This is a genomic window from Micromonospora sp. NPDC047620 (assembly GCF_043205005.1).
Lineage (GTDB): Bacteria > Actinomycetota > Actinomycetes > Mycobacteriales > Micromonosporaceae > Micromonospora.
In genome coordinates, this window is the sequence record NZ_JBIDDG010000032.1 from 34,375 (window position 1) to 50,724 (window position 16,350).

Below are 16,350 nucleotides of genomic sequence, written 5' to 3' on the forward strand. Positions count from 1 at the left end.
GGTCAGGACATCTCCTCGGCGAGGCGGACCATCGTCCGTACGGTGTGGTCGATCTCTTCCCGGTTGTTGAACAGGTGGGTGGTGATGCGCGCCGCGTAGTGCTGGTGCGGTGAGCCGGGCACGTCGAACTCCGTCCAGCGGGTCCAGATCCGGTGCTCGGTCTCCAGGCGCTTGACGAAGCCGATGAACTTCTTGATGTTCCAGGCGTCCTCCGGCCGCCGGAACGGGTTGAACGCGAGCAGCGGCGAGCGCAGCCGCGGGTCGGCGCCGGGGGAGTACATCGCCTCGGCGCCGAAGGCGTCGATGAGCCGGCCGCGGGCGTACTCGGCGAGGTCCATGATGTACGCCTCGATGCGGTCGCGGCCGATGTCGTCCCACAGTTCGAAGGCCCGGGCCAGGGCGGCGCCCCGCGCCAGGTTGGCGCTGCCGGCGCTCTGCAGGAAGTCGCCCATGTTGTAGCTCTCCACGGCGGTGCTGGTCCGCGGCGGCGGGCTGCCCATCATCGGGTACCAGGTCGAGATGAGCGGCCAGAACGTGGGCAGCGGCAGCGGGTTGTGCTCGGGGACGACCTTGTTGCGGACGTAGATCAGGCCGGTGCCCAGCGGGCCGCACTGGAACTTCGACCCGGAGCAGGTGATGAAGTCCGCCCCGGTCGCGCGCAGGTCGATGTCGAGCATGCCGGGGATCAGCGCGCCGTCGATGACGGTGGTCAGCCCGTGCCGGTGCGCCAGCTCGCACAGCTGCCGGATCGGGAACATCGTCCCGGTGAACAGGGTGATCGCGGCGAACGAGAGCACCTTCGTCCGGGGTGTGATCGCGGCCTCGACCAGCTCGACGATCTCCTCCGCGCGCACCTCGTGGCCGGACGGTGGGGTGACGGTCCTGAGTACCACCCCGAACCGGTTGCGCAGCAGGTTGAAGTTGGACAGCACGGAGTAGCACTCGTGCGTGGTCGTCACCACCTCGTCGCCCTCGCGCAGGTCGAGGCCGTGGATGACCCGGGCGACCCCCTCGGTGGCGTTGTGGCAGATCACGATCTCATCCCCGTCCACGCCGAACGTCCTGGCGATGGCGTCCCGGTACTCGGTGAACATCGCCGGGCGGTAGACGTCGAGCAGGCCGCCGGTCCACTGCCGGGTCACCCGGTCCACGGTGTCCAGCACCTCGTACGGCATCGCGCCGACCGTCCCCGTGTTGAGGTGCACGGTCGTCGGGTCCAGGGCGAACAGCTCGCGGATGCGGGCCCAGGACGCGGTGCGCAGCGGACTCTGCGCCGGTGACGCCGACACGGTGGCCGGGCCAGGGGACTCCACGGTACGGCTCACGGTGATCCCTTCGTAGCCGACGGCGGGCCCGGGGCTCGGCGGCGTTCCGGGCCGGGAACTGCAATCACTTTCTCAAGCGGACATGGTCAGGACTATCGCGCAAGTTGCGCTCCTGGCCTCCACTACACCTGACAGGCACTTGACTCAGGTATAGCATTCGACACAGTGCAGCGGCAGAGTCCGCCATCACGGGCCGGAGGGGACATGGACAGGTTGCAGTCGGCGCTGGCCCTCTACGAGGAGGCGATGGGCTACACCTACGCGGCAGCCCTGCGGGCCGCCGCCACCATCGGCGTCGCCGACCACCTGGTCGACGGCCCCCGTACGCCCGCCGAGCTGGCCGCCGTGACGGGCACCGACGCGGACGCGCTCCGGCGGGTGCTGCGTCTGCTGGCGGTCCGCGACGTGGTCCGCGAGTCCGACGGCCGGTTCGCGCTCACCGACAAGGGCGCGGCGCTGCGATCGGACTCGCCGGTGCCCGCGCGGGCCGGCATCCTCATGTTCACCGACACGATGTTCTGGACGATGAGCCACCGGGTGGCGAGCGCGCTGGGGCCGGAACGGCCCGCCTTCGCCGACATCTTCGGCAGCTCGCTGGACGCCTACTTCGACGGCGACGCCGAGGTCGAGGCGCTCTACTACGAGGGCATGGAGACGGTCAGCGCGGCGGAACACCTCATCCTCGCCCGTGCCGGCGACTTCCCCGCCACCGGCACCGTGGCGGACGTCGGCGGCGGCCGGGGCGGCTTCCTGCTCACCGTCCTGCGCGAGCATCCCGGCCTGCAGGGCGTGCTGCTGGACCGCGCGGAGGTGGTCGCCCGGCACCGGCTGGACGCCCCGGACGTGGCGGGGCGCTGGAAGGTGGTCGAGGGCGACTTCCTCCGCGAGGTGCCCCACGCCGACGTGCACGTGCTCAAGCGCATCCTGCACAACTGGGGCGACGAGGACAGCGTCCGGATCCTGACGAACTGCCGCCGGGTCATGCCCGCGCACGGCCGGGTGCTCGTGATCGACGCGGTCGTCCCGGAGGGCAACGACGCGCACCAGAGCAAGGAGATGGACTTCATGATGCTCGCCGCGCGCACCGGCCAGGAACGCACCGCCGCCGAGCTGGAGCCGCTGTTCACCGCGGCCGGGCTGCGCCTGGACCGGGTCGTCGGCACCTCGTCGGTCATGTCCGTCGCGGTCGGCGTGCCGGCCTGACCCGGGGAAGGGGCCGCAGACCCGTGCCGGACCACGACCAGCAGCCTCGCCACGGCGGGACGCTGCGCTACTACGGGCCCGGTGGCCTCGACCACCTGGACCCCGCCGCCGCCTACTACGCCTTCTCCCACCAGGTCATCCGGCTCTTCGCCCGGCAGCTGTTCAGCTACCCGACCACCGAGGACGCCGCCGCGCTGGTGCCGGTGCCCGACGTGGCCGCCGAACTGCCCACGGTGGACAACGGCGGGCTCAGCGAGGACGGCCGCACGTACACGATCCGCCTGCGCGACGGGGTCCGGTGGGACACCACGCCGCCACGGCCGGTGACCGCCGGGGACTTCGTGCGCGGCTTCAAGCGGATGGCCAACCCGGTCGCCGGGGCCGGCGCCATCGCCTACTACACGAGCACCATCGCCGGCATGGCGGAGTTCGCCGAGGGCTACCGCGCCCGCTTCGCCGATCGTACGCCCACCGCCGCCGAGCTGGCCGACTACCAGAACAGCCACGAGATCCGCGGCCTGTGGGCCAAGGACGACCGGACCCTGGTGATCGAGCTGCTGCGCCCCGCCAACGACATGCTCAACCTGCTGGCGATGCCGTTCGCCTCCGCCGCCCCGCGGGAGTTCGACGACCTCGTCCCGGACGGTCCGGACTTCGCGCGGCTGGTCCGCTCCAACGGGCCGTACCGCATCACCAGCTATGCCCGGGGCAGCCACCTGACCATGGACCACAACCCCGCGTGGCGGGCCGACGCCGACCCGATCCGCCGCCGCTACGTGGACCGCATCGAGGTCCGGATGGCGAGGGTGAGCGACGAGCGGGTCCGCGCCGAGATCGAGAGCGGGGCGGCCGACCTGTCGTGGGGCGCCGCCGTGGGCAGCCCCCGCCGGCGCGCCACCGACGCCGACCGGAACCTCGGCTGGGCGCTGAACCCCTACCTGGCGTTCAACCTGCACAGCCCGCACGAGCGGGGGGCGCTGCGCAAGCGGGGCGTCCGGCTGGCGATCGCGTACGCCGTGGACAAGGCGCGGCTGGTCCGGTTCTTCGACGACATGGACATCGGCACGGTGACCCGGCCCGCGCACACGGCCATCCCGCCGGGCAACTTCGGCCACCGCGAGTACGACCCGTACCCGACGCCGGGGGACCGGGGCGACCGGGCCCGCTGCCGGCAGCTGCTCGCCGAGGCCGGGTACCCCGACGGGCTGCGGCTCACCATGATCTACCGGATCGACGCGGTGCACGGCCAGGTGGCCAAGGCGATCGCCGAGGACCTGGGCGCGGGCGGCGTCGACGTCCGGCTGGTGGAGATCGACCAGACCGACGAGTACTACCGCATCCTCCAGGACCCGGCCCGCGCGGCGGCGGGGGAGTGGGACATCACCCCGGCCGCCTGGATGCCGGACTGGTTCGGCAACAACGGGCGGTCGTACGTCCAGCCCATGTTCCAGTCCAACACCGCCGCCGGCACGGCCAACTACGGCGGCTACCACAACCCGGTCGTCGACGACCTGATCGACCGAGCGCTGTCCGCCCGGACGGAGGCCGAGGCGGAGGAGCTGTGGCACCGGGTCGACCGGCAGGTGCTCCAGGACGTGGCGATCGTGCCGATCCTGGCCTGCGAGCCGACCATCGCGCACCTGGCCAGTTCCCGGGTGCGGGGCGCGATCCCGCTGCCGCACGTGGACCGCTGGTACGACGCGGCGAACCTCTGGCTGGACCCGCCCGACTGAATTCGGCCCGCGACTAATAGCAGCCTTGACTGATATAAGCGGCTCTTGTAGTTTTGCCTCGACGGGACTTCGTGATCCAGCTGCCCGAGTTCGCCTGTGACGCGACAGGAGTGAGCATGACAACCAATCCGGCCCTGGCCATCGAGACCCGCGAGCTGGTAAAGGCCTTCGGGCAGACGCGCGCGGTCGACGGACTGGACCTGGTGGTGCGGGCCGGGACGATCCACGGGGTGCTGGGCCCGAACGGGGCGGGCAAGACGACGGCCATCAAGATGCTCGCCACGCTGATGCGACCGACCTCCGGCGCCGCGTCCGTGCTCGGGCACGACGTGGTCCGCGAGGCCGCCGAGGTCCGGCGCCGCATCGGCCTCACCGGCCAGACCATGTCCCTCGACGAGGACCTGACCGGCATGCAGAACCTGATCCTCGCCGGCCGCCTGCAGGGTCTCCGGCACGCGTCCGCGGCCGCGCGGGCGGAGCAGCTGATGGAGGCGTTCAGCCTCAGCGAGGTCGGCAACCGGCTGGTGAGCACCTTCTCCGGCGGGCAGCGCCGGCGCATCGACGTGGCCGCGAGCATGGTGGTCGCCCCCGAGCTGCTGTTCCTCGACGAGCCGACCACCGGCCTCGACCCGCGCAGCCGCAGCGAGGTCTGGGAAATGATCCGGGGGCTGGTCCGGGAGGGGGGCACCGTCCTGCTGACCACGCAGTACCTCGACGAGGCGGACCACCTCGCCGACGAGCTGACGCTCATCGACCACGGCCGCATCGTGGCCCAGGGCACGCCGCCGGAGCTGAAGGCGAGCCGCGCCGCCGGCGTGCTCGAAATCCGGCTGCGTGACCCCGAGCGTCGGGCCGACGCGGGCACCCTGCTCGCCGGGGCCGTCGGCGCCTCCGTCGACCTCGACGCCGATCCGGCGCGGCTGTCGGTGCGGGTGACCGATCCCGACCGGGCGGCCCTGGCCCTGGGCGAGCTGGCGCGGGCCGGCATCCACGTCGACGACTTCACGCTCGGCCAGCCCTCGCTGGACACGGTGTTCCTCGCCCTCACCGGTCACTCGACGCTCGACGCCAGCGAAGAAGAGGAAGCAGAGGTACGGGCATGACGACACCCAGCACGGAGGTGAGGCCGCTGCCGGCTGAGATCTTCAGCCGGTCGGTGGCCGGCGCGGAACGGCCGCCACGTCCCGGCGCGCTGTTCGCCGTTCGCACGTTCGCCTGGCGGAATCTGATCAAACTCCGCTACGTGCACGACCACCTGGGCACCGCGGTGGTCTTCCCGATCGTCCTGACGCTGGTCTTCACCTACCTGCTCGGTGGCGCGATCGCCGGGTCGCCCCGGGAATACCTGCAGTTCTTCCTCCCCGGCGTGATCGTCCTGTCGCTGGTGTCGTCGAGCATGATGAGCGCGTTGACGCTCAACCGGGACATCGCGACCGGTATGTTCGACCGGGTCCGCAGCACGCCCATCTGGCAGCCCGCCGTGCTGGTCGGGGCTATGGCCGGCGACGCCGTGCGGTACGCCCTGACGTCGGTCGTGCCGCTGTCGGTGGGCCTGCTGCTGGGCTTCCGGGCGGAGGGCGGCCTGTCCGGCGTGGTGCTCGCCCTGCTCTACCTGCAACTGTTCACCTTCAGCGTCAACTGGCTGTGGATGCTGTTCGCGGTGCTGATCCCGCAGCCGGCCGCCGCCGCCGGTGTGGTCAACCTCCTGCAGTTCGTCCTGCTCTTCGGCAGCAACATCCTGGCCCCGTCGCAGACGATGCCGGGTTGGCTTGAGGCGGTGGTGAAGCTGAACCCGGTCACCCACGCCGCGACCGCCACCCGTGGGCTGATGCACGGCACGGTGACCTCGGGCGAGATGGGCGCCGGCCTGCTGGCCTGCGTCATCCTCGTCGCGGTGCTCGCCCCGCCCACCATCTGGCTCTACAACCGCAAGCAGCGCTGACGCCCCTCCCCGACGGCCCCGGTGCCCTGTTCCCCTCGCAGGGCCCGGGCCGTCGCGGCGTGTCCCGGTGGGCCGCGGATTCGCTACCGGCCGGGCGGAGGCGGCCCCCCTTCCCCAGGCATGGGTGCCCTCCAGGGGCCGCTACCTGCCGGCGCCGGGTAGCTTTCCCTGGCATTTGCGCCGTCCGGGAAGCCGTTACCGGCCGGCGGACAGACGACGGCCCCGGGCGGACTCACGTCCGTCCGGGGCCGCGTCGTGGTCGATCGAGCAGCTCCCCGCCCCGGCTACGAGCCGGAGTGGACCAGCGCCGCCCAGGCCTCGCCGCGCTCCTGCGAGATGCGCATCATCTCGGGGCTCGGCTCGAACTCCTCGGCCGCGTCCTCCGGGACCGGGCCGCCCGGCAGGTCGCCCCGGACGAACATGCCGAGGAAGTCGAGGGCCATCTCCCAGCCGATGCCGACCTCCACGAGCATCTGCTCCGAGGTCGTCGCGTGCTCGAGCTCCAGCAGGGTGCCGTCGCCCTCCTCGCTGAGTCGCAGCTCCACCTCGCTGTCCGGCTTGCCCTCATACACCCAGCTGATGGTGAGCCGCCGCGGCGGCTCGCAGCGCAGGATGTCGCCGCTGGCGTTGCCCTGCAGGGCGAAGTTGCCGCCCTCGCGGAGGTCGCCCTTGGGCTCGATGAACCAGCGGTTGATGCGGTTCGGGTCGGTGCAGGCGCTCCAGACCTCGTCAACGGGCGCGTCGTACCGCTGCCGGATGATGATGCTGCGGGCCTCGCCGGCCGGGATGGTGCGCCGGCCGAGGGCCCGCTCCGTCGCCTGACCTGATGCCACCGGGCCGTTCACTTCTTCGCCCCCTCTTCGTCGATCTTGTTCTGGAACGACTGGAGGATCGTCGGCCAGCCCTTGTCCATGCCGTTGCGGACCCGCTTGGCGTGCTTGGTGCCCATCCGGTCGAAGTGGGTGTGCTCGACGTCCACCCGGGTCTTCTTCTGGCCGTCGGCCACGAAGGTCACGGTGAACTCGCTCGCGTTGTCCGGGTCGATCCGGCCGAAGCCGTTGAGCCGCCAGCCGATGACCAGCGTGTCCGGCGAGTCCACCTTCCGGATCAGGCCGAAGGTGTGCTCCTCGCCCTGCTCGTCGATCTCGTACCAGCGACCGCCCTTCTTGTCGACGCCCAGCGGGGCCCCGACCTTGGTGGTGCGGAAGTTGTTCGGCCACCACTCGGGGAAGCCCTCGAGGAACACCGTGAAGGCGGTCTTGCGGTCGGCCTTGACAGTGACGCTGTGCCGGACGAACGGGTCGTAGTTCGGGGGCTTGGGCTTCTTCGCGGCGGTGCTCTTGGTGGTCGTGCTCTTCGCGGCCGGTGCGGTCTTCTCCTGAGTCATGTCTCGTCCTCACTGTCGCTGCGCGGAGGATGGGCGGGTCAGACGGGGTCTGCCCATCCTCCTCCATAAGTCGGCACGAACGTAAGTTATAGTTTATACGTAGTCCGGTCAATCGCGCGGCGAGCGCCACGGTTCCCGCCGGGTGTCGCCGTCCCGGGCCCGCGGCAGGTGTCGCTGGTCAGTCGCCCCACCGCAGGTACGCCGGCGCCGGGCGACCCGGCAACAGGCGCAGTGGGGCGTGGTCCAGCCCGAGCACCTCCCGCATCGCGATGTTCTCGCCGGGCCACTTCGGATTGTCGAGCTCGTCGAAGGCGACGATGCTGCCCTTGGTGAGGTAGGGCCGGATCGCCTCCAGGACGGCCTTCGTCGGCTCGTAGAGGTCGAGGTCGAAGTACGCCAGCGCGATGACTGTCTGCGGGTTCTCCGCGAGGTAGCGCGGCACCGTCTCCCGGACGTCCCCCTCGACGAGCACGCTGCGCCGCGTCACGTGCCCGAAGAAGTCGCTGCACTCGTGCGCGTCCAGCACCTCTTTCAGGTATGCCGGATAGCCCCCGGGCACGGCGAACCGGCCCTCGTACGCCGTCGGGCCGACGCGGTCGACGTCGTTGACGTCGGGGAATCCGGTGAAGGTGTCGAAGCCGACGATGCGCCGCAGCGGGTTGTAGGGCTCGTAGACACCACGCAGGGCGGCGAAGGTGGCGAGGTGACGGCCGAACCGGACGCCGAACTCCATGATCACGCCCGGGACGTCGAGGACCTCACGGTAGAGCGCGTCCATGGAGAGCAGGTCGGTCATCTGGTGGCGGCGCAGGAACAGGGGGAGGTTGTTGACCAGTTCCTCTGTCGGGATTGGGGAGTTGGTCAAGAGCTTCGTCAGGCGCTGGGTGGTCTCCGTCTCCTCCGGTGAGTCGTGTACGAACGCACGCAGGTCCTGGCCGTCGCCGCTGTCCATCCGCAGCCTCCACTACCTAGATCACTTTATAGTTTCAAGCGTAGTAGAGGGGGGTTGTCCACACAACAACAAGGTCGGTCCGCAGGGCTCCGCCTGCCGGGCGCTCGATCGCCGGTTTCAGCAAGGTGGACCATCCTGAAGCGACAAGCCGCGTGCTACATATGACTGAAGTGCAAGGTCGCCTCCCTCAGCTCCGGAAAGGCGAGTGATCGCGGTGCGCGTGTTGTTCTCCAGTCTCGGAACCCATGGCCACACCTATCCCCTGCTGCCACTGGCCACGGCGGCCCGTGCGGCGGGCCACGAAGTCACCTTCGCCACCGGCGAGGCCTTCGCGGGCACCCTGCGGAAGCTGGGCTTCGACCCGGTCGCCACGGGGATGCCTGTCTTCGACGGATTCCTGGCGGCGCTGCGGATCCGCTTCGACACGGACAGCCCCGAGGGGCTGACCCCCGAGCAGCTCAGCGAGCTGCCGCAGATCGTCTTCGGGCGCGTCATCCCGCAGCGCATCTACGACGAGCTCCAGCCGGTGATCGACCGGGTGCGTCCCGACCTCGTGGTGCAGGGGATCAGCAACTACGCCGCTGGTCTGGCCGCCCTCAAGGCGGGCATCCCGGCCGTCTGCCACGGCGTCGGCCGCGACACGCCGGACGAGCTGACCCGCTCCATCGAGCAGGAGGTGCACGGGCTGGCCCAGCGGCTCGGCCTCGACCTGCCGGCCGGGCGCATCGACGGCTTCGGCAACCCCTTCGTCGACATCTTCCCGCCGTCGCTGCAGGAGCCGGACTTCCGGGCCCGTCCGCACCGCTACGAGCTGCGCCCGGTGCCCTTCACCGAGCAGGGGGATGTTCCGGCCTGGGTGTCCTCGCGCGACACCGCCCGCCCGCTGGTGTACCTGACGCTCGGCACGGCCAGCGGCGGCACCGTCGAGGTGCTGCGGGCGGCGATCGACGGGCTCGCCGGCCTCGACGCCGACGTCCTGGTCGCCAGCGGCCCGTCCCTCGACGTCAGCGGCCTGGGCGACGTGCCGGCCAACGTGCGGCTGGAGTCGTGGGTGCCGCAGGCGGCGCTGCTGCCCCACGTCGACCTGGTGGTGCACCACGGCGGCAGCGGCACCACTCTCGGCGCCTTCGGCGCCGGCGTGCCGCAGCTGTCCTTCCCGTGGGCGGGGGACTCGTTCGCCAACGCCCAGGCGGTGGCGCAGGCCGGCGCTGGCGGCCACCTGCTGACAGACGACATCAGCCCCGACACGGTGGCGAGCGCCGCGAAGCGCCTGCTGACCGACGAGAGTTACCGGAAGGGAGCTCAAGCCGTAGCAGCCGAGATCGCCGCCATGCCGGGCCCCGACGAGGTCGTCCGCCTGCTGCCGGACTTCGCCGCCCGGAGCGCCGGCTGACCGCTGGCCCGCCGCCGGGGCCGACGCCCGTCGGCCCCGGTCGGCGCCCACCGGGGGCGGTGACGGCGGCGGGGGTGACCCCGGGGCACTCGCCTCGGCTCATCGCGCCCGCCGGGCGGATGGCCGGCGCGCCGGCGACACGCCGACGGGTGTGTCCCCTCGCGGCCTCTGGCCCGTGCCCCGGCCGCGCCGCGCGCGGCCACCCGTACTGCTCAGCCCTCGTCGGCGGCCCGGGGGCGCGGCCGGCGCCCGGCGGACCGGCCGGTGCGGTCCTCGGTCGACCGCGCGCGACCGCGCGCGATCTCGGTGCCCAGGGCGTCGAGGCGCTGGTTCCAGAAACGCCGGTAGCGCTCCAGCCACCGGTCGAGCTCCTGCAGGGGGGCGGGGTCGACCGCGTAGAGCCGCCGGGTGCCCTGCGGGCGGACGGTGGCGAAGCCGTTCTCCCGCAGCACCCGCAGGTGCTGGGAGACGCCGGGCTGGGAGATGCCGAACTCGCGCTGCACGACCGCACCGACCTCACCGGCCGACAGTTCGCCGTCCGCCAGCAGCTCGATGATGCGCCGGCGGACGGGATCGCCCAGGATGTCGAACGCGTGCACGGGTACGACAATATCAGACCGGGGTTATAGAAGCCGCATGTTCGGCCGGTCGGGCCGCCGGGGCGGCCGACGGACGGGCGGCCACGCCGCGAGGGGGAGAGATGTTCGGACCGGAGCATGCCGAGGTGTACGAGGCCGCCTACCGCGGCCGCGGCAAGAGCTGGCACGACGAGGCGTCGGATGTGGCCGACCGGATCCTGGCCGCCCGCCCCGACGCCGTCCGGCTGCTCGACGTCGGCTGCGGCACGGGCGCGCACCTCGAGACCTTCGCCGCCCGCTTTCCCCACGTGGAGGGGCTCGAACTGGCCCCGGCGATGCTGGCGCTGGCCCGACACCGGCTGCCCGGGGTGCGCCTGCACCCCGGGGACATGCGGGCGTTCGACCTCGGCGTCACGTTCGACGCGGTGACCTGCCTGTTCACCGCGGTCAACTTCCTCGGCACGGTGGCCGAGATGCGGGCCGCCGTGGCCACGATGTCGGCCCACCTGGCGCCGGGCGGCGTGCTGGTGCTCGAGCCGTGGTGGTTCCCGGAGCGGTTCATCGACGGGTACGTCGGCGGCGACCTGGTGCGCGAGGAGGGCCGCACGGTGGCGCGGGTGTCGCGGTCCACCCGGCAGGGGCGGGTGACGCGGATGGAGGAGCGCTGGCTCGTCGGCGACGCCGCCGGGATCCGGGAGTTCAGCCAGGTCGGCCTGCTCACCATGTTCACCCGCGAGGAGTACGACTCGGCGTTCGCGGCGGTCGGCTGCGAGTCCGCGTACGTCGAGGGCTGGTTGACCGGCCGGGGCCTTTTCGTGGCGACGCGCACCGGCGGCTCCGCCACCCGGTCAAAGGGCTGACCGCCCGGGTCGAGCGGCTCGACGGTCGATCTTTCCGAGCCCTTCACATAGCCGACGGGACGCTAGCCGCGGCATCACGGCCGTGGAAGTCTTCTGTTCGTAACGATCTATTCGTCAGTTTGTCGGAAAATGCTGGAACCGGACAGTCGGCGGCGATCTCGTGAACAGTTCGCGGATTCGTCGGAATGTGTCCCGGTTCATTTTCCGTGCCTGACCGGACCGAACACGACGGCGTGCTGCGCCCGCCCGAGGACGGCGCGGGACGCCGTGTGGTCCGGCCGGCCACGGCCGACAGACACCGCTGGGCCGTCGCCGTCGGGTTCCTGATGGCGACGTGACAACGTGGCCACGGCTGCCCCCGGCGGGACGGCCGCACCCGGACCGACCCGCCCGCCACCCGCCGGCGGTGAAGGCCGACGCACCGGCCCGACCTACCTGACGACCAGTCCGTCGTCGGCCTGGGCGGTCCACCACGGGTTGCGGCGGGCCCACTCGACGGTCCGGCGCAGGCCGGTCACCAGCGGTACGCGGGCCCGCCAGTCCAGCAGCGCGGCGGCCTTGCCGCAGTCCGGTACGCGGCGGGGGATGTCCTGGTAGCGGGAGCCGAGCCCGGCTCCGGTGTCCGCGTTCTGGGCCGTCACCGGCACCCCGGCCACCGTGCCGGCCAGCCGGATCGCCTCGGCGACGGTGGTCTCCACGCTGCTGCCGATGTTGAAACACTCGCCGACGGCGCGCGGGTGGGCGGCGGCCAGCAGGGTCGCCTCGGCCGCCTCGTCGATCCAGGTGAAGCACCGCGTCTGGCGGCCGTCGTCGTACACCACGGGCGGAACGCCCCGCAGCAGGCGGGCGACGGTGCGGCTCAGGACGTAGGCCGGGCGCTGGCGCGGGCCGTAGACGTTGAAGTACCGCAGGACCGTCACCGGCAGGCCCTCCTGCCGGTGGAACGCGAACGCCAGGTGCTCGGCCGCCGCCTTGCTCGTCGAGTACGACCACCGGTCCGTCGCCGTGCTGCCGAGCACCCGGTCGTCGTCCTCCCGCCACGGCACCCGCGGATTGCGCCCGTACACCTCGCTCGTGCTGGACACCACGACCCGGGCGCCGGCGCGCAGCGCGGCGCGCAACGCGTTCCGGGTGCCGTCCACGTTGATCTCGACCACGTCCAGCGGCCGACTGAGGTACCGGTCGACGCCGACGACCGCCGCGAGGTGGTAGACCTCGTCCACCCCGGTGGCGGCAGCCGCCAGCCCGTCGGCGTCCCGGACGTCGCCGCGGACGTGCCGGATCGCGCCCGGCGGGTGCTCCAGGTCGGGCGGCGGGTCGGCGAGGTCGAAGACAACGACCTCGTCACCCCGGCGGACCAGCCGCTCGACGACGTGACTGCCGACGAAGCCGAAGCCGCCGGTGACCAGTGATCTGGGCACTGTTCCTCACCTTCCAATGCCGCGGTAGGCGAAGCCGAACCGGTGCAGCTCGCGGATGCGCGCCGGCGAGAGGTGCATGCGGCCGTCGAAGACCAGGCAGGGCTCGTCCACCCGCTCGGCCAGGGCGCCGAAGTCGAGCTCGTGGAACTGGCGGTGCCCGGCGAGGAAGGCCAGGCAGCCCGCCCCGCTCACCGCCTCGTCCAGGCTCGCCGTCGGTGCGGTGCCGAACCGGGCGACGATCTCGGCGGGGTCGGCCAGCGGGTCGAAGATCCGGACCCGGAAGCCGCTGTCGCGCAGCGCCGCCACGACCCCGCGCACCGGAGTGTTGCGGACGTCCCCGGTGTCGTTCTTGAACGCCGCACCGAGCACGGCGATCGTCGTGTCGGACCGGTCCCGCCCCAGCTTGACCAACTCGTCGGCGATGACGGCGGCGGTGTGCCGGGGCATGTCGTCGTTGACCGCGCGCGCGGTCTCGACCGTGCGCAGGGGCACGCCCCGGTCCCGCCCGTCCCGCCACGCCATCCACGGGTCCTTCGTCAGGCAGGAGCCGCCGACACCCACTCCCGGCAGCAGCAGGTTCACCATGCTGCTGCCCTTGGGTAGGGTGTTCGCCGCGCCGATGACGTCGAGGACGTCCACGCCCAGCACCGCGCAGTACCGGGCGAGCTCGTTGGCGATCGCCACGTTCGCGTCGATCCACCAGTTGGTCGCGAGCTTGACCACCTCGGCGGCCTCGGCCGACGGCACCTGCCGGACGTCCACGCCGAGCGCGGACCGCCAGAACCGTTCGGCCGCGGCGGCGCTGCGCGGGCCGCACCCGCCCACCACCACCGGCAGCGTCCGCACCTGCGCCAGCGCCACCCCCTCGGCGAGTCGCTCCGGGCAGAAGGCCAGCCCGAAGTCGCGCTCGTGCACCAGCCCGCCGCTCTCGAGCAGGGGCGCGACGAGGGTCCGGGTGGTGCCGGGGGAGACCGTCGACTTGAGGATCACCAGTTGCCCGGCGCGCAGCCGCGGGGCGATCTGCTCGCACGCCGCCACGAGCTGGTCGGTGACCATCTCGTGGCCGGCGTCGGTCGGGGTGCCGACCGTCACGACCACCACGTCCGCCGCGCCGACCGGGTCGTACGACGTGCTGGCCGTCAGCCGTCCGGTGGCGGCGAGGTCCCGGACGGCGCCGGCCAGGCCGGGTTCGGGCAGCCGGCAGCGGCCGGCCCGCAGGTCCGCGACGGTGCCCGGGTCGCTGTCGACGGCGACCACTTCGGCGCCGCGGCCGGCGAGGGTGACGGCGAGACAGGTGCCGACGTAGCCGGCACCGGCGATGACCACCCTCAGCGGGGACGGTCCGCCCGGGTCGGGAAGGAACGGCATGATGGCCCGGCACCGCCTTCCTGGTCACGACCTCGTGGTCCTGTCGCCGGCACGCGCGCGTGCCCGTGCCGCCGGGTCACGCGATGGCCGCCGCGGCCAGCGCGGTGCGGCCGGCCGGCCAGGCCGGGCCCGACCGGCCCACCGGGCCGGACAGCCGCGTGAACGTCTCGACGAGCCGGCACACCGGGCCGATGGCCAGCGCCGGCGGGTCGGTCGGCCGCGGCGGCGCGGTGGCGACCGGGGCGGCCGCGCAGCCGTCCTGGGGCAGCACCAGCTCGGCGGTGCCGACCAGGTGGCTGGTGGGCTCCTCGTCCACCAGGGCCCGGGTCAGCGTGCTGTCGCCCCGGACCAGCACGACCCGGGCCTGGTACGTGCCCGGGCGCGCCAGCACCGGGACCTGCGCGCCGTCGGGGGCCACCGCCCACGCGGTCGACGCGTCCGCGGCCTCCCCGTCGGCCCGCAGGCCGACCAGCACCAGGTCGCCGGGCTCGCTGGCGGGCACGTGCAGCACCATCCGGGGCCGGGTGACCTCCGTGACGGCGTTGCGCAGCCAGCCCGCCAGGACGTGGCAGGGCCGGCCGGCCAGCAGCCGGGACATCTGCCGGAAGTGCCCCGGCGACGTGCCGACCAGCCGGGAGAACTGGGTGGTGAAGGTCCCCGCGCTCGTGTAGCCGACATGGCCGCTGATCGCGGTCACCGTCAGGCCGGAGTGCAGCAGCATCCGGCGGGCCTCCGCCATCCGCAGCGCGGCGAGGAAGCGGGCCGGGGTCATCGTGGTCACGTCACGGAACAGCCGGTGGAAGTGGAACGGGCTGAAGGGAACCACCCGGGCCAGGTCGGCCAGCTGCAGCGGCTCCGACAGATGCCGGCGCATGTAGTCGATGGCCCGCGCCGCAGCCGCCTCCCGGGACTGCTCCATCGTGCTCCGGGCAACGCCAGACGTCGATTTCACATCAGCTCCCTGTGGCAGTGGATCGGGCACCGCAGAGGAGTCTGCGTAGTCCTCCTTGACGATTTCTTGAACGCCTCGGCAACCGGCTGGGGGCGCCATTGGCGGGTCAGCCGAGCAAGTTGGGAGAAGTGGATCCGATGAACGCCGTGAAACATGGGTCCGTAGCGGTACGGCGATCCGGTGCTCCCGTCGGAGCTGGATTTCGACGAACCATTTCGTCAACTGTCGTCTGATTTAACCGCGTCCCACCTGCGGGAGGAGTGCGCCATGCCCGCCAATTGGCGAACCATTCGTCAATACGTCCTGACGCCGGGGATGGCCCAGACCACCTTCGCGACCCGGGGCTTCCGCGCCCGGGACGAGCCGACCCGTGAGCGGCTTGAGTCGGTCGGCGCCCACTTCCTCACCGGCTACGGGCACGCCGTCGGCGTGCGCGGCCCGGACGAGGCGGCCGTGGCGCTGGAGACCGTCGAGCCGGAGCTGCGCGGGTTCGCGTACGAGGGCGCGGCGATGGGCCTCGCCGTCCTGGACGGGCTGACCGGTGGCCGCCGGGTCGCCCGGTTCCTGGCCGGGCCGGCCGCCCGGCACGTCTACATGGTCCATGTCGGGGTGGGCTGGGCGATGGCCCGCCTGCCCCGCTGGCGTCGGCACGCCATCCAACCCGCCGACCGGTTGCTGGGCTGGCTCGCCCTGGACGGCTACGGATTCCACCAGGCGTACTTCCACACCCGGCGGTACGTGCGGTCGCACCGGCGCGACGAGGTGCTGCCCTGGCCCGGCGACCCGATCGGGCGGTGGACCGGGCGCGTCGTGGACCAGGGCATCGGCCGCGCGCTGTGGTTCGTCGAGGGCGGCGACACCGACCGGATCGCCGACACGGTCGACGGTTTCCCGCCGGACCGGCACGAGGACCTGTACAGCGGGGTGGCGCTGGCCGCCACGTACGCCGGCGGGGCACCGCCCGAGGACCTGCGGCGGCTGCGCGAGCGCAGCGGCGCGTACGCCCCGGCGATGGCCCAGGGCAGCGCCTTCGCGGCGGAGGCCCGGGAGCGCGCCGGACTGACCACCGCGCACACCGCGGCCGCCACCGACGTCTTCTGCGGCGCGCCACCGGCCGAGGCGGCGGCGGTCACCCAGGCCGCGTTGGCCGACCTCGACCGGGACGGGCCGGAGCCGGCCTACCTGGTGTGGCGGCAGCGGATCGCCAAGCAGTTCGTGACGCTGGGGAGGTGCTGA

At 72.4% G+C, this 16,350-nt stretch carries 15 protein-coding genes; 7 read left to right on the forward strand and 8 right to left on the reverse strand.

The features are described 5' to 3' along the window. Window positions 1-2: 2 nt before the first annotated feature. On the reverse strand, window positions 3-1,325 hold the full coding sequence (locus ACGF5C_RS28740; protein ID WP_393270319.1) for an aminotransferase class V-fold PLP-dependent enzyme: 1,323 nt from the start codon (window positions 1,323-1,325) through the stop codon (window positions 3-5). Window positions 1,326-1,529: 204 nt separating this feature from the next. Between ACGF5C_RS28740 and ACGF5C_RS28745 the strand changes: the two genes are divergently transcribed. The 4 genes from ACGF5C_RS28745 to ACGF5C_RS28760 all read left to right on the forward strand — a co-directional run bounded on the left by ACGF5C_RS28745 (window position 1,530) and on the right by ACGF5C_RS28760 (window position 6,203). Beyond that, window positions 1,530-2,528, forward strand: a complete 999-nt coding sequence (locus tag ACGF5C_RS28745; RefSeq protein WP_393306598.1) for a methyltransferase — start codon at window positions 1,530-1,532, stop codon at window positions 2,526-2,528. Window positions 2,529-2,551: 23 nt separating this feature from the next. Next, window positions 2,552-4,261 carry an ABC transporter substrate-binding protein gene (locus ACGF5C_RS28750; protein WP_393306600.1) on the forward strand — a complete coding sequence of 570 codons (1,710 nt, stop codon included), beginning with the start codon at window positions 2,552-2,554 and terminating at the stop codon, window positions 4,259-4,261. A 116-nt stretch (window positions 4,262-4,377) separates the two neighbouring features. Beyond that, on the forward strand, window positions 4,378-5,364 hold the full coding sequence (locus ACGF5C_RS28755; RefSeq protein WP_393306602.1) for an ATP-binding cassette domain-containing protein: 987 nt from the start codon (window positions 4,378-4,380) through the stop codon (window positions 5,362-5,364). After that, complete coding sequence (locus tag ACGF5C_RS28760) at window positions 5,361-6,203, forward strand: ABC transporter permease (protein ID WP_393270329.1); 843 nt, start codon at window positions 5,361-5,363, stop codon at window positions 6,201-6,203. Before ACGF5C_RS28755 ends, ACGF5C_RS28760 begins: the two co-directional genes overlap by 4 nt. Before the next feature lie 284 nt (window positions 6,204-6,487). Here ACGF5C_RS28760 and ACGF5C_RS28765 read toward each other — a convergent pair whose 3' ends face one another. From ACGF5C_RS28765 to ACGF5C_RS28775, 3 genes are all read right to left on the reverse strand, one after another. Next, on the reverse strand, window positions 6,488-7,036 hold the full coding sequence (locus ACGF5C_RS28765) for an SRPBCC family protein (protein WP_357699560.1): 549 nt from the start codon (window positions 7,034-7,036) through the stop codon (window positions 6,488-6,490). An 8-nt stretch (window positions 7,037-7,044) separates the two neighbouring features. Beyond that, window positions 7,045-7,590 (reverse strand): SRPBCC family protein, encoded by a 546-nt coding sequence (locus ACGF5C_RS28770; RefSeq protein WP_350712417.1) that lies wholly within the window; start codon window positions 7,588-7,590, stop codon window positions 7,045-7,047. Between the two features lie 178 nt (window positions 7,591-7,768). Further along, window positions 7,769-8,542: a class I SAM-dependent methyltransferase gene (locus tag ACGF5C_RS28775; protein ID WP_393306604.1), complete on the reverse strand. Its 774-nt coding sequence runs from the start codon at window positions 8,540-8,542 to the stop codon at window positions 7,769-7,771. A gap of 205 nt (window positions 8,543-8,747) precedes the next feature. Between ACGF5C_RS28775 and ACGF5C_RS28780 the strand changes: the two genes are divergently transcribed. Continuing rightward, window positions 8,748-9,935 carry a glycosyltransferase gene (locus ACGF5C_RS28780; RefSeq protein ID WP_393306606.1) on the forward strand — a complete coding sequence of 396 codons (1,188 nt, stop codon included), beginning with the start codon at window positions 8,748-8,750 and terminating at the stop codon, window positions 9,933-9,935. Window positions 9,936-10,147: 212 nt separating this feature from the next. Here ACGF5C_RS28780 and ACGF5C_RS28785 read toward each other — a convergent pair whose 3' ends face one another. Next, window positions 10,148-10,534: an ArsR/SmtB family transcription factor gene (locus tag ACGF5C_RS28785; RefSeq protein ID WP_393306608.1), complete on the reverse strand. Its 387-nt coding sequence runs from the start codon at window positions 10,532-10,534 to the stop codon at window positions 10,148-10,150. Window positions 10,535-10,635: 101 nt separating this feature from the next. Between ACGF5C_RS28785 and ACGF5C_RS28790 the strand changes: the two genes are divergently transcribed. Further along, entirely contained in the window at window positions 10,636-11,373 is a 738-nt protein-coding gene (locus ACGF5C_RS28790) for a class I SAM-dependent methyltransferase (RefSeq protein ID WP_393306610.1), read from the forward strand. 431 nt (window positions 11,374-11,804) lie between these two features. On the opposite strand, the gene ACGF5C_RS28795 is transcribed toward ACGF5C_RS28790, so the two are convergent. The 3 genes from ACGF5C_RS28795 to ACGF5C_RS28805 all read right to left on the reverse strand — a co-directional run bounded on the left by ACGF5C_RS28795 (window position 11,805) and on the right by ACGF5C_RS28805 (window position 15,081). Continuing rightward, window positions 11,805-12,794, reverse strand: coding sequence for an NAD-dependent epimerase/dehydratase family protein (locus ACGF5C_RS28795; protein ID WP_393306612.1), 990 nt, complete (start codon window positions 12,792-12,794; stop codon window positions 11,805-11,807). A 6-nt stretch (window positions 12,795-12,800) separates the two neighbouring features. Next, window positions 12,801-14,120: a nucleotide sugar dehydrogenase gene (locus ACGF5C_RS28800; protein WP_393306636.1), complete on the reverse strand. Its 1,320-nt coding sequence runs from the start codon at window positions 14,118-14,120 to the stop codon at window positions 12,801-12,803. Between the two features lie 118 nt (window positions 14,121-14,238). Further along, window positions 14,239-15,081, reverse strand: coding sequence for a helix-turn-helix domain-containing protein (locus ACGF5C_RS28805; RefSeq protein WP_393306637.1), 843 nt, complete (start codon window positions 15,079-15,081; stop codon window positions 14,239-14,241). Between the two features lie 300 nt (window positions 15,082-15,381). Between ACGF5C_RS28805 and ACGF5C_RS28810 the strand changes: the two genes are divergently transcribed. Next, the gene (locus ACGF5C_RS28810; protein WP_393306614.1) at window positions 15,382-16,350 is read left to right on the forward strand and encodes a DUF1702 family protein; all 969 of its coding nucleotides are present in this window, start codon (window positions 15,382-15,384) and stop codon (window positions 16,348-16,350) included.

Bases quoted from the DNA above. Each gene is read 5' to 3' on its own strand.
- ACGF5C_RS28745 (WP_393306598.1), top strand. From the start codon at position 1,530: ATGGACAGGTTGCAGTCGGCGCTGGCCCTCTACGAGGAGGCGATGGGC.
- ACGF5C_RS28770 (WP_350712417.1), bottom strand. From the start codon at position 7,590: ATGACTCAGGAGAAGACCGCACCGGCCGCGAAGAGCACGACCACCAAG.
- ACGF5C_RS28810 (WP_393306614.1), top strand. From the start codon at position 15,382: ATGCCCGCCAATTGGCGAACCATTCGTCAATACGTCCTGACGCCGGGG.
- ACGF5C_RS28775 (WP_393306604.1), bottom strand. From the start codon at position 8,542: ATGGACAGCGGCGACGGCCAGGACCTGCGTGCGTTCGTACACGACTCA.
- ACGF5C_RS28805 (WP_393306637.1), bottom strand. From the start codon at position 15,081: ATGGAGCAGTCCCGGGAGGCGGCTGCGGCGCGGGCCATCGACTACATG.
- ACGF5C_RS28760 (WP_393270329.1), top strand. From the start codon at position 5,361: ATGACGACACCCAGCACGGAGGTGAGGCCGCTGCCGGCTGAGATCTTC.
- ACGF5C_RS28790 (WP_393306610.1), top strand. From the start codon at position 10,636: ATGTTCGGACCGGAGCATGCCGAGGTGTACGAGGCCGCCTACCGCGGC.
- ACGF5C_RS28755 (WP_393306602.1), top strand. From the start codon at position 4,378: ATGACAACCAATCCGGCCCTGGCCATCGAGACCCGCGAGCTGGTAAAG.